Here is a 13,713-nt window from a genome sequence, read left to right as displayed (position 1 = left end):
TGTATGAAAAGGGTTATCCCGTCGACATAAGTGCCGTCGGGCCTCAGCTGTCTCTGTGCGCTCCATTCACCGGCAAGCGACTGCCCAGGCGATAGCGTGAGGAGGGATGGATCAGGCGTACATAGGTGACGATTTTGCCCTGACTCCAGGTCCGGCGCATGAGGACCAGACAGGGTTCATTGGCATCGATTTGCATATGTTTGCTTTCATCGCTGCTGGGGTGGCTGGCTTCGACGATATGTTCCATTTCATCGGGCCTGATGACCTGCAGCAGGTATCTGGCCGGTTGCAGGTGCTCGCCAAAGTCTTGCTGCAAAAAATCCGGCACCAGCTCGGGATTGACGTAACGATCCTCGAGCTGGACCGGTACGCCTTCTTCGCAATGGACACAGACCAGATGAAAAACCGAAGAGCCGGTGGTCAGCGCCAGCGCGGCGGCCACCGGCATAGAGGCCGCCTCGCGTCCCAGGTGCAGGACTCGGCACGTGTAACTGTGACCTCGGGCGAGGATTTCGTCAGCGATGTTGGTGATTCTCAGCAGGTTCGATTGCGGTTTGCTTTCAGCGACGAAGGTGCCTACACCTGAAATCCGCACCAAATGCCCTTCTTCGGTCAGCTCGCGCAATGCCCGGTTGACGGTCATGCGCGACATCCCCAGTTCTTGCACCAAACGGTTCTCTGAGGGGATCAGGTCGCCCGGTTTCCAAACGCCCGCGCGAAGCTGGCCTTGCACAAAGTCCTTCGCGCGCTGATAGAGCGCTTGCGGTGCATTTTTAATCATTAGTCGGTCCGTGTTTCTTGTGCGGCAAGGACGCTTGCCAGTGCTTGGAGGAAAAGGTCGTTATCCTCACAGCTTCCGATGGATACCCGCAAGTGCTGAGAATATCCAGCTTCGCGCCAAGGCTTGATGATGACTCCCTCGCGCAGCAGTGCCTGGTTGATGACTTCGGCAGGGTAGGGCGTGTGGAAGTACAGAAAGTTTGCCATGGATGGAGCGGTCGCGACGCCTTGTTCGTGCAGTGCGGCTGCCACCCTGCGGCGTTCGCTGGCGACATGGGAAAGGCAGGCTTGCAGATGTTCATCGTCGGCCAGCGCTGCAACCGCCGCGGCCTGGGCCACGCGGTTAACGTTGAAAGGCGTGCGCAGACGATTGATCAGATCGGCTAGCAGAGGGTCACTCACGATTCCGTAACCGACGCGCAAGCCCGCCAGGGAATAAGCCTTGGAGAAGGTTCGCAGCAGTATGAACGGTTTGCCGCTGGCCTGAATCAAGCCCAGGCAATCCGGATAGCCAGCCTCCCATCGGGCGTATTCGTAATAGGCCTCATCGAACACCAGCAAACACCGCGCGGGCAATGCGTCGAGCAACTGCTGCAACTCATCGGCGCTCAGTGTGCAGCCCACCGGATTGGACGGGCAGGAAAACATCAGCAAACGCGTGCGTGGCGTGAGTGCTGCGAGCATTGCCGCTACGTCGAAGCTACCTTCGGCGGTCATGGGTACGCCTACCACCCGGGCACCGGCTGCCATTGGGTAGATAAAGTGCAAGCCGAAGGACGGCACCACGGTGACGACTTCATCGTCGTGGTCCAAAAACACCCGACTGATGACGCTCAGCAAATCTTCCGAGCCATTGCCGAACACCAATTGATCTTCCGGTACGTCGAGTTTTTTCGAGAGTGCGGCGCGCAATGCCTGGCAACCGGCATCGGGGTACAGCGCAATTTCACTGCAGGCCTGGGCCATGGCGGCGGTAACGGCAGGCGCCGGGCCCATCGGATTTTCATTGCTGCCCAGTTTAGCGACCCGGGTCAGTCCGAAGCGCTTTCGCACCGCATCCGAGCCGAGGCCGGCGTTGTAGCTGGCCAGGTCACGCACTTCGGCGCGGGCCAACAGATTCAGGTCGTTGGAATTCATACCGGGCTAACCTCTTTGGTGTCCTGCCAGAAGGCGTTGCGATCCAGGTAGTTCTGCAGGAATTGCTGCAGACGTGGCTGTTCGGCGTTGTGAAAGATTTCGTGAGGGGTGCCCTGAGCGACCACTTGGCCTTGATCGAGAAACACCACCGAGTCGGCGACCTGGGCGGCGAAACCCATCTCATGCGTGACCACCACCATGGTCATGCCTTCTTTGGCGAGGGTTTTCATGACCTGCAGTACTTCGCCAACCAGCTCCGGATCGAGGGCCGAGGTGGGCTCATCGAACAGCATGATGTGCGGCTCCATGGCCAATGCCCGGGCAATCGCCACACGCTGTTGCTGGCCACCGGACAGCTGCGCCGGATAAGCCGCGGCCTTATGGGCCAGCCCGACTTTATCCAGCATCGCCATGGCTCGTTGCCGGGCGTCATCGGCGGATAACTTGCGCACACGCAGCAAGGCTTCACTGACATTGCCAAGGGCGGTCATGTGCGGCCACAGGTTGAATTGCTGGAAGACCATGCCAACGTTGCGCCGCACCAGATTGATTTGCGACTGGGCCGCGCGCTTGCGGCCCCTGCCGTTCTCCGGCACCCAGCCAAGCAACTGACCTTCGATGTAAATTTCGCCCTCGTCGTACTCCTCAAGGAACGCCATGCTGCGCAGCAGGGTACTTTTGCCCGAGCCGGAAGGGCCGATCAGGCACACCACTTCAGAATGCCGGACCTGCAAGTCGATACCCTTGAGTACCCGCAGGTTGCCGAAGCTCTTGCCGACGTTCTTCAGTTTCAGCATCGGCGCGCTGTTGTCGGAGAGTGTTTTGGAAGTCTTCATCGCTTCACCTGATTCGTTCAATACGGATGAGTGTGGCGCAGCTGTCGGCGTCGAATGGAAGTTGCTCATCGCGGCTGCTTCTGCATGAATCGCCCGACGCGCACTTCCAGCAGCATGCCCAGGCGTGAACAGGCTTCCACCAAGAGCAGGTAGCCGATGCACAGCACCAGCAGGGTCTCGACAAAGGCGAAGGTTTCCGAGCCAATGCCGGTGAGGACCATGGTCAATTCGGGGATGGTGATGATCGACAACACCGCCGTTTCCTTGCACAGGATTGTGATCAGATTGACCAGTGCTGGCAGGATGATCACCAGCATTTGTGGAATCTGGATGCGCGTAATGCATTGCAGGCGGGTGATGCCCAGGCAGTCGGCCGCTTCCAGCTGCCCGCGGGCAACGGATTGAAAGCCGGAGCGGAAGATTTCAGCGAAATAGACACTGCCATAAATGCCCAAACCGAGAATGCCGGCCGGAATGGGGTCCAGGTTCAAGCCGAAAGACGGGCCGCCGTAATACACCAGGAACAGCTGGACCAGAAACGGTGTACTTCGAATCATCTCGATGAACGCCCGCAACGGCGCGCGCACCAGGCTGTTGCCGAACAGTTGGGCAACAGCGATCAACATGCCCAGTATCAGGCCCAGCGCGACACCGGCAGACCAGGTGCCGAGGGTGATCATGAAGCCTTGTGCGATTTCGCCGAGATGGTCGGTGATGATCGTGGGGTCAAAGATCATGCGTAGCGCTCCTTCAGATGACGTTCCAGCAGGCCGCCGAAGAACGCCAGCGGAATGTTGATCAGGCAATAGAAGCCGGCCAGCATCAGGTAGTCCTGAACGAACATGTAGTCACTGGCAGCAATGTTCTGGGCGGTGCGCGTCAGGTCGGCCAAACCCACCACCGACACCAGTGACGAAGCCTTGATCAGCAGGATCATTTCGTTGACCAGTGCCGGCAAAGTCAGGCGTACGGCTTGAGGGACGCGGATGCGCACCAGCATTTGCCCTGAGCTCAGGCCCAGCAGGCCGGCGGCTTCCAGCTGACCTCCAGGAATGGCGAGAAAACCACCGCGCATGATTTCAGCGATATACGCACCCGCCGCCAGAGACAGCCCGATCACCGCTGCCACCATGGGCGAAACGTTGGGCAGGCCGATACGCGGCAGGAAGTAATAAATGAACAGCAGTTGCACCAGCAGCGGAATGCCACGGAACACGAATATATAAGCGCCGCCCAAACGCCTGAGCAGCGGCAGGGGTGAAAGACGCAGACTGCCCACGATCACGCCGATGACAAAGCCGATGGCCAGTGCCGCGACGGAAATTTCGAGGGTCACCAGCAGGCTGTCCAGCAGAAGGGGCAGGTTTTGCAGCAGTAAAGGCCAATCGAACATCGTCGTGCCTCCAGCATGGATAAATCACCGGCTCGGCTGAGCCGGCGATCCGTTCATAAACCCCGTGGTCTTTCTTTACCAGGTAGGCTCGAAGTCGGCTTTCGGCACGTCCATTTCGGTACCCAGCCATTTCTTTTGCAGGGCGGCAAGGCGACCGTCTTCGTGCATTTTCAGCATGGCGCCATCGAGGGCGGCGATCAGGCTGTTGGCATCGTCATCCTTGCGTCCCAGGTAGGCGAAGTAGGATTTCTTGCCAAATGGAGGCATCACCACTTTGTACTTGTCCGGGTGTTGGGCGGCGACATAGGAGATGTTTGGCAGTGAATTGGCGACGGCAACGATGCGCTTGGTCCCCAGCTCTGCGTAGGCCTGGTTGTTGTCGATGTATTCACGGACATCGACTTTTTTCGGCAGGGTGGCGGCGAAGGTTTTCAGCTCTTCGAGTTGCGCCGAGCCTTTACCTGCGCCCACGGCTTTGCCGGCAATGTCTTCAGGTTTACTGATGGGGCTGTCCTTGGCGCTGACCAGCAACGCTACGGTTGCCTCGGCTATCGGCATGACGAAGTGGTAACGCTCCTTGCGTGCCTTGGTAACGATGATAGGCCCCGCGACGACGTCGAATTTCTTGGCTTCCAGCCCCGGCAACACACTTGGCCATGGCAGGTCCATGAATCTGACCTTGACGCCCAATTCTTTGCCCAGCTGCTCGAACAGCTCGGCGTTCATGCCCTTCTGTTTGCCGTTCTCGGTGAAGTCGAAAGGCGCAAATTGTAGCTCGGTGCCCACCACCAGTTCTCCGGTCTTTTTGACATCGGCGAGCTGATCGGCCTGGGCCGCCATACAGGCGCCAGCCAGGGTCAAGGCGATGCACAGACCGTTGAATTTTTTACTGAACAGAGAATCGAGTTGCATGGTGTAACTCCTTCATCAGATGCAGCGAGGCTTATGGCGTGTGTTGGTTCTGGTTATGCGTTGCGGGTGAATCATTACGGCTACAGCAGTTAACGTGCCATAGCGGTATATACAGCTTGAATCGGCACTCAACCGAGAATTTTTCCCGGGTTGAGAATGCCCTTGGGATCGAAGCAATCCTTGAGTTGCTGCATCGCCTGGCGAGCCTCGAGGCTGACCGAGTGATGGAGAAAGTCGCGCTTGAGCAAGCCGATGCCATGTTCGGCTGAGACCGAACCGCCCAGTTCGCCGACAGCGCTGTAGACCAGCTCCTCGACCTCAAGGATGGGGGCAGGCTCGGGCAAGGAGGCGCAGTCCACAGTCAGGTGCAGATTGCTGTCACCTATATGGCCGAAATACACACTGTGGTTACCCGGCCAGCGCTGCTCCAGACGCTGGCGACAGCGCTCGGCAAAGTCGCCGATCTGGCCGATGGGCAGGCTGATGTCGAAGTTCAAAGGCTTCATGCGCAGGGGAAATTCGCCCGTCGCTTCACGGATCTTCCAGAGCGCCCGAGCCTGGGTCTGGGAGCTGGCCAATACCGCATCGACCACTTCACCGGCGGCAAAGGCTTCTTCCAGTGTCTGCTCAAGCAACTCCCGAGGGCTGGCGCATTCGAGCAGCACATACAACGGATGGTCGAGCGACATGGGTGCGGTCGGGTTTTCCAGCCAGGAAACCCCCAGACGGAAAAAATCCTGCCACATCAGCTCATACGCTTGCGGCGAACCGACGCTGCGCTGCACCCGACGCAGCAGGCTGACCGCACTGGCGTAGTCGGGCAGGGCGCAGAGCAGGGTGGTGGTTTCGCCAGGTTGAGGTGCCAGCTTCAATACCGCGCGGGTAATCACCCCAAGAGTGCCTTCGCTGCCGATGAAGCACTGTTTCAGGTCATAACCGCAGTTATTCTTGATCATCTTGTTGAGCAGATTCAGCACCCGGCCATCGGCCAGGACCACCTCCAGACCGAGCACCAGATCTCGGGTCATGCCGTAGCGGATTACGGCGTTGCCGCCGGCATTGGTGGCGATGTTGCCACCGATCTGGCACGAACCACGGGCGCCGAGATCCAGGGGGAAGATGAATCCGGCATCGAGCGCTGCTTGCTGAATCTCTTGCAACGTAGTGCCGGCCCAGACGCTGATGGTCGCCGCCGCAGGATCGATTTCTTCGATGCCGCGCAGGCGTTCCAGGGACAGGGCAATGTCCGTTTCACGAGGCACTGCGCCACCGGCCAACCCGGTCATTCCGCCTTGGGGGACCACCGGCTGCTGCGCGTTACTGCAGATGCGTAAAGCGCTCGCAACCTGCTCTGTGGAGCGTGGCAGCAACAGTGCGGCAGGGCAGGCCGGTGCATGGCCCGTCCAGTCGCTGTAGTGTCGTTGACTGATATCAGCGCCCGTCACTACCGCGGCATCACCCAGCGCCAGGCGCAATTGTTCGAGGGTCTGTTGCAAATCGTTCATCGGTTCAACTCACGGTGAAGGATGTGGAGGGCGTCGCACACAACTGGCGACGGTGGAGCTGGTTCAGGTCTGGTGTTCCGAGCAGCGACAGGGCCAGACGCAACTCTTGTGCAAGCAGGTCGAGCGCATGTCCGGCACCTGCCTGACCGCCGACTGCCACTCCATATAAGGTAGCGCGCCCGAGCAAAACCGCGTCGGCACCGAGGGCGCAGGCTTTGAGAATGTCAGTACCACGGCGGATGCCGCTGTCGAGCAGCAGCGTTAGCTTGCCTTTGGCGACGGCGGCAATCGCCGGGAGGCAATCGATGCTCGCCGGGACGCCGTCCAGTTGCCGGCCGCCGTGGTTGCTGACCACCACGCCATCAAGACCCAGCGCGATGGCTTTCTCGGCATCCATCGGGTGCAACACACCTTTGAGCAACAACCGTTGTGGCCAGCGGTCACGCAAGCGGGCGAGGGCATCCCAATCGAGGCCGGTGTCCATTTGTGAGCCTATGAAATGGGCGGCACCTTCGATAGTGCGTTGCGCGGAGGGCAAATAGCGTTCGATGTTGCCCAGGTTTGGCAGGCCATGAGGCCACAGTGTCTGGGCCATCCACCGAGGATGATTGAGCACGTCGAGCTTGTTGCGCAGGCTCAGTTGCCGGGGCCGGACAAAGTTGCGTTTGTCCCACTCCCGGTTGCCCAGCAGCACCGCGTCGCTGGTCAGCAACAAGGTCTTGCAGCCCACGGAGGCTGCGCGCAGGAGCAGGTCTTCCTGGACCTTCGGGTCACGCAGGCAGTAGAGCTGGAACCAGATATTCACCTCTGGCACCGCCGCGACCACTTGCTCCAGAGAGCTGGTGGAAACGGTACTCAGGGTAAAGGGCAGGCCGCGCTCCGTTGCAGCGCGGGCCAAGTGAATATCGGCATCGCGATAAAGCATGGCGTTATAGCCGGTGGGGCCGATCGCCATGGGCAACGGCAGCTCTCGACCGAACAGCAAGCGCTGGGATTGCGTTACGGAGCAGGGCACCAGAGTCTGCGGCAGCAGGGCAATATCCGCGAAGCCTTGACGGTTGCGGCGCAAGGTCAACTCTTCTTCGGCACCGCCCTCCAGGTATTCCCAAGCGAAATGCGGCAAACGTCGGCGGGCCATCACTGCCAGCTCGGCAATGCTGTGTGCTCGACGATAGTCCGGGCCTGAATAATAGCGGCGCATGGCATATCCCATCGGCTACGCAAGAGTAGGTGTTCGCCGCAGTGAGGCGGCGAACGGGTTCGGCTCAGGTGTACGAATCAGGCATACAGGCGTTCGGCTGGCAACCAGCGAGTGAACGCCGCGTTCTCGACCCAGGCGCGCGCAGCGGCGATATCCGGGGCGAAATAGCGATCTTCATCGTAGTGAGCCACTTCACGGCGAATCATCGTCAGCACTTCGCTGAGCTTTTGCGAAGTTCGCAGTGGGGCATGCAAGTCCACGCCTTGAGCCGCGCCCAGTAACTCGATCGCGACCACCGCACTGCTGTTGCCGGCCATGTCCAGCAAACGACGTGCCGCAAAGGTCGCCATCGAGACATGGTCTTCCTGGTTGGCTGAGGTCGGCAGGCTATCGACTGATGCCGGATGCGCCAGGGTCTTGTTCTCCGAAGCGAGGGCGGCAGCGGTGACCTGAGCGATCATGAAACCAGAGTTCAGGCCGCCTTCGCGCACCAGAAAGGCCGGCAGGCCCGACAGTGCCGGATCAACCAGTTGTGCGATGCGCCGCTCGGAAAGGGCGCCAATCTCGGAGATGGCCAGGGCCAGCACATCGGCGGCCATGGCGACCGGTTCGGCGTGGAAGTTTCCTCCGGAGAGCACGTCGCCGTCGGCGCAGAACACCAGCGGGTTATCCGAGACGGCATTGGCCTCACGCAGAAAGACTCCGGCGGCGAAGCGCATGTGGTCCAGGCACGCGCCCATGACCTGAGGCTGGCAACGCAGCGAGTAAGGGTCCTGCACTCGGTCGCAGTGGCGATGGGATTCGCGAATTTCACTGGTAGCCAGCAACTCGCGGTAGAGCTGCGCCACGTCGATCTGCCCCGGTTGTCCGCGAACGGCCTGGATGCGTGGGTCAAACGGCACGTCCGAGCCTTTCAACGCTTCAACGCTCAGGCTACCGGCGACGACCGCAGCGCTGAACAGTTTTTCGCAGGCGAACAGCCCACGTAAGGCCAGCGCCGTCGAGACTTGAGTGCCATTGATCAGCGCCAGGCCTTCCTTCGGGCCCAGCACCATCGGTTCGAGGCCTGCAATCGCCAGACCCTCGACAGCATCCATTTCACGGCCCTCATGGCGCACCCGGCCGACGCCGATCAACACCGCGGACATATGCGCCAGCGGTGCCAGGTCGCCCGAAGCGCCGACGGACCCTTGTGACGGTATGCACGGGTAAACCCTGGCTGCATAGAGCTTGCTCAGGGCCTGAATCACCTCCCAGCGAATCCCGGAAAAACCACGGGCAAGGGAACCCACCTTGAGCGCCATGATGAGAGCGACACTGGCGTCATCCAGCAGCGGGCCGGTGCCGGTGCAATGTGAAAGCAGCAGGTTGCGCTGCAGTTTGGCCAGCGATTCGGTAGGGATTGAGGTCCGTGCCAGCAGGCCGAACCCGGTATTTATGCCGTACACCGTCCGCTGGTTGGCGATGATTTCGTCTACTGTACGAGTACTTGCATCGACGACGTCCCGTGCGGCCGGGTCCAGTTCGAAGGGGCTTTGCAACTGATAAATGGCGCGCAATTGATCGAGGGTGAGATGACCGGGTTTGAGCTGCAACGGTGCGTACATTGAGAATGTCCTGAGGTCAGGGTGGAGGGGAAAGGGTAGCTATATATTCCTGTATATACAGGAAAGGCAAAATGTAGGCCATAACTCCAATTTCTCTCGCCGAGCAGCGTTCTAGCCCCTGTTGATCCAAAACAAAAAGAGAATCACTGGTGTCTCTTTGTTCAGGCCTGTAACCAAAGGTTGCACCAAATGGGAACTCTCCGATCCCTAATGGGGCGAAGGGAAACCGGCGGGTAACAGGTTGATTACGGTTTTGTGCAGTTATTAAAAAGTGCTATTCGCTTTAGTCCGAGGCTTTCTGGCGACTGCCTGGTTGGACGGCACAGTAAATGCTTTATCCTGTATATACCGGTTGGTCATTCGCTGATGAGGCCGGGTATCCCACCACTGCATTCACGATGCACCCAGGAGCTAACATGACCTCTAGCGCCAACCTGCCCTTGATTGATATGTCTGGTGTTCGCGAAGGTGATCAGGCGAGTATTCGTCGAGCTGGTGACGCCATTCGAGAAGCCTGTAGCGAAACCGGTTTCTTCTACATCATCAATCACGGCGTGCCGCAAACGGTGATTGACTCAGCCATGTCGGCAGCCAGGCAGTTCTTTGCCTATCCAACCGAGGTCAAGCGTCAGGTGGCAGTGAACAAGCGCCATCGAGGCTGGCATGCGCTGGGTGGTGCGACCATGTACGAGGCCACTAAACCCGATCACAAGGAATTCTTCAGTATTGGCTTGGAGTTAACGGAGGATGATCCTTGCGTACTCGCCGGTGAGGCTCTGCGTGGACCGAATCAGTGGCCAGCCTTTATGCCGCAGCTGCGCGAAGCACTGACTGAGTACTATTCGGAAATCGCAAAGGCCGGAGCGGATTTGCTGAAGGCGGTGGCTGCTGGGTTGGGTATCGAAGAAGATTTTTTCACGGATAAGTACACCAAGCCTCTGCAGCGCACGCAGATGGTCTATTACCCGCCGCAACCGCCGAAAGCCGAGGCTGATCAGTTTGGGGTAGCGCCTCATACGGATTACGGCTGCATAACATTGCTTTATCAAGACAACAGCGGTGGTTTGCAGGTGCGCGAGTTGGGCTCCGATCGCTGGATCGATGCCACGCCGATTCCGGGCAGTCTGGTGGTGAACGTCGGAGACTTGTTGGCGCATTGGTCCAACGATCGTTTTCGTTCGACTCTTCACCGAGTGATCAACTCTTCAGGCCATGAGCGCTACTCCATTGCGACGTTTTACGACCCGACTTACAGCGCCGAAGTCGATCCCTGTGATTTGGGCATCGACAGGGCGCAGAGTCTGTATAAGCCAGTAGCTGCGGGAGACTACATACTCAAACGCATAGATGACTCAATGGCATACCGTAAAAAACACTAGTCCCAGGTCGACGATGAATCATTTGGCAAGATATTCATGCCAGTTCAATAGGTAGGTGTTGGGAGGGGCGAGCTAGGCGTATTTCCGTGCTATTGGATATCCCAAAGCTGTTTCGCCTTCCGTGTGGGGGTAAACCCTTTCAGTTGGAAAGTGGTATTAGCGAACACTTAGGAGTCGATATCTGACACCTGTTGACGATCCTCAACGCCGACAATCGGGGGAGTTCCTGACAACCTTGAAGTGGCGTGGAGATCAACGATGGCTATCAGTGTTTTTGACTTGTTCAAAATAGGAGTCGGTCCGTCCAGTTCCCATACCGTCGGTCCAATGCGTGCCGGGGCTCTGTTTGTAGAGGCCTTGCGCGAGCAGGAAATGCTGGCGCAGGTACGACGCATAGAGGTGCTGCTTTACGGTTCGCTGTCGGCTACGGGGGTCGGACATGGGACGGATAAAGCAGTGATCATGGGGCTAATGGGTGAGTGGCCTGATAAGGTCGATCCTTTATTGATCGAGCCTCGCTTGTTGGAGCTCCGCGAGACGCAATGCTTGCTCTTGGCCGGTAAATACCATGTGCCATTTATTTGGCAACGGGACATGCGTCTGCTCGAAGAAAACCTGCCTTACCATCCCAACGCCATGACTGTAAGCGCGTTTACCGATGACGGCCTGCTGCTGTGCGAAACCTACTACTCAATCGGTGGTGGCTTCGTCGTCGATCAAAAGCAGGCTGCAAGCGGGCAGCTTGATCAGGATCTGACCAAACTGCCTTACGAATTTGAGAATGCCGCCCAACTGCTGAGTCAGTGTAAAGCGCATGGACTAAGTATTTCTCAACTCATGCTGGCAAATGAACTGGCATGGCGCAGTGAAGAAGAAATACGCCAGGGGCTGGCGCAAATATGGCAGGCCATGCGGAGCTGTGTGGATAGCGGCCTTAAGAAAGAAGGCGTATTGCCTGGCGGACTGAATGTACAGCGCCGCGCGGCACGCCTGCACCGCAGTCTGTTGGAGATTGGAAAGCCTAATGTCATCGGTTCGACATTGAGCGCCATGGAATGGGTGAACCTATTCGCTTTGGCAGTCAACGAAGAAAATGCCGCTGGCGGGCGAATGGTCACAGCACCCACCAACGGCGCGGCAGGGATTATTCCAGCCGTTTTGCAGTACTACATGAAATTTTGCCCGGAGGCCAAGGATAGCGATGTGGTGGACTATTTCCTTGCCGCCGCCGCCGTCGGCATTCTTTGCAAACGTAATGCCTCTATCTCCGGTGCGGAAGTCGGCTGTCAGGGCGAGGTCGGTTCTGCTTGCGCAATGGCCGCTGCCGGCCTTGCGGAAATTCTCGGCGCCAGTCCCGAGCAAGTAGAGAATGCTGCAGAAATTGGCTTGGAACACAATCTTGGTTTGACCTGTGATCCCGTTGGCGGACTGGTACAGGTGCCGTGCATTGAGCGCAATGCCATCGCAGCGGTGAAGGCGATCAATGCTGCACAAATGGCATTGCGCGGTGACGGGACGCACTTTATCTCACTAGATCGGGTAATCCGCACAATGCGCGATACCGGTGCAGACATGCATGACAAATACAAAGAGACCTCACGTGGCGGGCTGGCCGTTAGCTCCATCGAGTGTTGAGCCACTTGGTCCATAGGAGAGAAGCATGCGACTCACCAATTCTCGCCATCCACAACCACAGACTCTACGCATTGGCTTTTGGTTGGTGGAAGGATTTGATTTTTTTACATTGGCCAATGCACTGGAGCCGTTGCGCCTAGCAAACCAAGTTGCTGGTCCAGGCGTTTGTCATTGGCAAATTCTTAGCTCAGAGGGCCAGCCTCTTTATGCCAGCAACGGCATTGTTACTGCCACTTCGCGACTGGACCAGGCCCAGTCACTGGATGTGTTAATCCTTTGTGGGGGCGAGAACCTACACAATCGAATGGACGTTCCTGGCCTACGAAGCCAGTTGCGCTACTGGGCCATGCAGCCTATCAGGCTCGGTTCACTGGGCAAGGCCGGTTGGGTCTTGGCGCAAATAGGTGCGCTGGACGGTTATCGGTGCAGTTTGCCTGAACCCGATCCATCGCTGACGTTAGGTGCATTCAAAGATCTGATTCCAGTCGCAGCGCCGTTCTGTGTCGACCGCCAGCGTTTGACTTGCGTTGGACCCCAAGCAGTACAAGGTTTGATGCATGAGCTGCTTGCCCATACTCACGGTCGTGGTTTGATTCTGCATATGGACAAGCACGCTGCCCGTCAAGCGAAACCCTTGCAATCGACGCATAATGCTCCGGCCAAATTGCAGGCAACGCTGGCGTTAATGGGCGAACACCTGAATCGCATGTTAAGCATCGACGAGCTTGCGGAAACCATGGGTGTTTCCCGCCGACATCTGGAGCGGCTGTTCAAGCAATATTTAGGATGTTCTCCCTCGCGGCGCTACCTGGATTTGCGCCTGCAACACGCGCGTGACCTATTGCAGGCCGGTAGAGGGGTTATGCCTAATGTCGCTAGCGAATGCGGGTTTGTATCGGTACAACATTTTATTCGCTGTTATCGCCAGTACTTCGGCGTACACCCGCGCGACCATGTGGGGGTAAGCATGCTTGCGATAGCAGGCTGACGCTAGCATGCATTTCGCTCTCACCGCAGTAGGTCCACGTTTAGGCATGAAGTTAAAGCGAGGTTTGGGCTTAAGACTCGAAACGCCGATGCAGAACTGACTCAAGTGCCAACGCAAGATTTACCCACCTTGAAGACGGTACAGATCCAGCACAGGCAACGGTTCGTGAGGAGCTAGGCCAGGTCAGTGACAGCTCAGCAACCGGGTCAATTCGGCATCGGCATCGGCGTCGACAGGACGGTTTTTTTTGAGATGAAATTTTGTTCAGTACTATGCCGAATCAGGCAATAGCTCCTGGAGTCAAAACCTGATGAAAATGGTTACGGCAGAGGTTAAACCT

General features: G+C 58.0%; 12 protein-coding genes. 3 read left to right on the top strand and 9 right to left on the bottom strand.

What is annotated here, in order from left to right:
* Positions 1 to 43: 43 nt before the first annotated feature.
* The 9 genes from hutC to hutH form a co-directional block, all read right to left on the bottom strand.
* Complete coding sequence (gene hutC / locus ACXPVS_RS07970) at positions 44 to 781, bottom strand: histidine utilization repressor (protein WP_458509443.1); 738 nt, start codon at positions 779 to 781, stop codon at positions 44 to 46.
* Positions 781 to 1,917 carry a histidinol-phosphate transaminase gene (gene hisC, locus ACXPVS_RS07965; RefSeq protein WP_458509442.1) on the bottom strand — a complete coding sequence of 379 codons (1,137 nt, stop codon included), beginning with the start codon at positions 1,915 to 1,917 and terminating at the stop codon, positions 781 to 783. The genes hutC and hisC overlap by 1 nt, the downstream gene beginning before the upstream one ends.
* On the bottom strand, positions 1,914 to 2,714 hold the full coding sequence (locus ACXPVS_RS07960) for an amino acid ABC transporter ATP-binding protein (RefSeq protein WP_458509540.1): 801 nt from the start codon (positions 2,712 to 2,714) through the stop codon (positions 1,914 to 1,916). Before ACXPVS_RS07960 ends, hisC begins: the two co-directional genes overlap by 4 nt.
* Before the next feature lie 104 nt (positions 2,715 to 2,818).
* Complete coding sequence (locus tag ACXPVS_RS07955) at positions 2,819 to 3,490, bottom strand: amino acid ABC transporter permease (RefSeq protein WP_458509441.1); 672 nt, start codon at positions 3,488 to 3,490, stop codon at positions 2,819 to 2,821.
* Complete coding sequence (locus ACXPVS_RS07950; protein ID WP_090185343.1) at positions 3,487 to 4,146, bottom strand: amino acid ABC transporter permease; 660 nt, start codon at positions 4,144 to 4,146, stop codon at positions 3,487 to 3,489. Before ACXPVS_RS07950 ends, ACXPVS_RS07955 begins: the two co-directional genes overlap by 4 nt.
* A 75-nt stretch (positions 4,147 to 4,221) precedes the next feature.
* Positions 4,222 to 5,058 (bottom strand): transporter substrate-binding domain-containing protein, encoded by an 837-nt coding sequence (locus ACXPVS_RS07945; protein WP_458509440.1) that lies wholly within the window; start codon positions 5,056 to 5,058, stop codon positions 4,222 to 4,224.
* A gap of 128 nt (positions 5,059 to 5,186) precedes the next feature.
* Positions 5,187 to 6,563 carry an FAD-binding oxidoreductase gene (locus tag ACXPVS_RS07940; protein ID WP_458509439.1) on the bottom strand — a complete coding sequence of 459 codons (1,377 nt, stop codon included), beginning with the start codon at positions 6,561 to 6,563 and terminating at the stop codon, positions 5,187 to 5,189.
* A 4-nt stretch (positions 6,564 to 6,567) separates the two neighbouring features.
* Positions 6,568 to 7,764: an alpha-hydroxy acid oxidase gene (locus ACXPVS_RS07935; protein ID WP_458509438.1), complete on the bottom strand. Its 1,197-nt coding sequence runs from the start codon at positions 7,762 to 7,764 to the stop codon at positions 6,568 to 6,570.
* A gap of 77 nt (positions 7,765 to 7,841) precedes the next feature.
* Complete coding sequence (gene hutH / locus ACXPVS_RS07930; protein WP_458509437.1) at positions 7,842 to 9,371, bottom strand: histidine ammonia-lyase; 1,530 nt, start codon at positions 9,369 to 9,371, stop codon at positions 7,842 to 7,844.
* 416 nt (positions 9,372 to 9,787) lie between these two features.
* Between hutH and ACXPVS_RS07925 the strand changes: the two genes are divergently transcribed.
* From ACXPVS_RS07925 to ACXPVS_RS07915, 3 genes are all read left to right on the top strand, one after another.
* Positions 9,788 to 10,750 carry an isopenicillin N synthase family dioxygenase gene (locus ACXPVS_RS07925; RefSeq protein ID WP_458509436.1) on the top strand — a complete coding sequence of 321 codons (963 nt, stop codon included), beginning with the start codon at positions 9,788 to 9,790 and terminating at the stop codon, positions 10,748 to 10,750.
* A gap of 258 nt (positions 10,751 to 11,008) precedes the next feature.
* Positions 11,009 to 12,385, top strand: a complete 1,377-nt coding sequence (locus ACXPVS_RS07920; RefSeq protein WP_458509435.1) for an L-serine ammonia-lyase — start codon at positions 11,009 to 11,011, stop codon at positions 12,383 to 12,385.
* Positions 12,386 to 12,410: 25 nt separating this feature from the next.
* Positions 12,411 to 13,373 carry a GlxA family transcriptional regulator gene (locus ACXPVS_RS07915; protein ID WP_458509434.1) on the top strand — a complete coding sequence of 321 codons (963 nt, stop codon included), beginning with the start codon at positions 12,411 to 12,413 and terminating at the stop codon, positions 13,371 to 13,373.
* Positions 13,374 to 13,713: the final 340 nt, after the last annotated feature.

It is taken from the genome of Pseudomonas sp. Ma2-10 (genome assembly GCF_054330215.1).
The sequence above is the reverse complement of the archived record's forward strand: the minus strand, read 5'-3'. Positions and strand labels throughout refer to the sequence as shown.

Excerpts from the sequence above, each read along its gene's own strand:
- hutC (WP_458509443.1), bottom strand. The coding sequence starts at position 781 with ATGATTAAAAATGCACCGCAAGCGCTCTATCAGCGCGCGAAGGACTTT.
- hisC (WP_458509442.1), bottom strand. The coding sequence starts at position 1,917 with ATGAATTCCAACGACCTGAATCTGTTGGCCCGCGCCGAAGTGCGTGAC.
- ACXPVS_RS07960 (WP_458509540.1), bottom strand. The coding sequence starts at position 2,714 with ATGCTGAAACTGAAGAACGTCGGCAAGAGCTTCGGCAACCTGCGGGTA.
- ACXPVS_RS07955 (WP_458509441.1), bottom strand. The coding sequence starts at position 3,490 with ATGATCTTTGACCCCACGATCATCACCGACCATCTCGGCGAAATCGCA.
- ACXPVS_RS07950 (WP_090185343.1), bottom strand. The coding sequence starts at position 4,146 with ATGTTCGATTGGCCTTTACTGCTGCAAAACCTGCCCCTTCTGCTGGAC.
- ACXPVS_RS07945 (WP_458509440.1), bottom strand. The coding sequence starts at position 5,058 with ATGCAACTCGATTCTCTGTTCAGTAAAAAATTCAACGGTCTGTGCATC.
- ACXPVS_RS07940 (WP_458509439.1), bottom strand. The coding sequence starts at position 6,563 with ATGAACGATTTGCAACAGACCCTCGAACAATTGCGCCTGGCGCTGGGT.
- ACXPVS_RS07935 (WP_458509438.1), bottom strand. The coding sequence starts at position 7,764 with ATGCGCCGCTATTATTCAGGCCCGGACTATCGTCGAGCACACAGCATT.
- hutH (WP_458509437.1), bottom strand. The coding sequence starts at position 9,371 with ATGTACGCACCGTTGCAGCTCAAACCCGGTCATCTCACCCTCGATCAA.
- ACXPVS_RS07925 (WP_458509436.1), top strand. The coding sequence starts at position 9,788 with ATGACCTCTAGCGCCAACCTGCCCTTGATTGATATGTCTGGTGTTCGC.
- ACXPVS_RS07920 (WP_458509435.1), top strand. The coding sequence starts at position 11,009 with ATGGCTATCAGTGTTTTTGACTTGTTCAAAATAGGAGTCGGTCCGTCC.
- ACXPVS_RS07915 (WP_458509434.1), top strand. The coding sequence starts at position 12,411 with ATGCGACTCACCAATTCTCGCCATCCACAACCACAGACTCTACGCATT.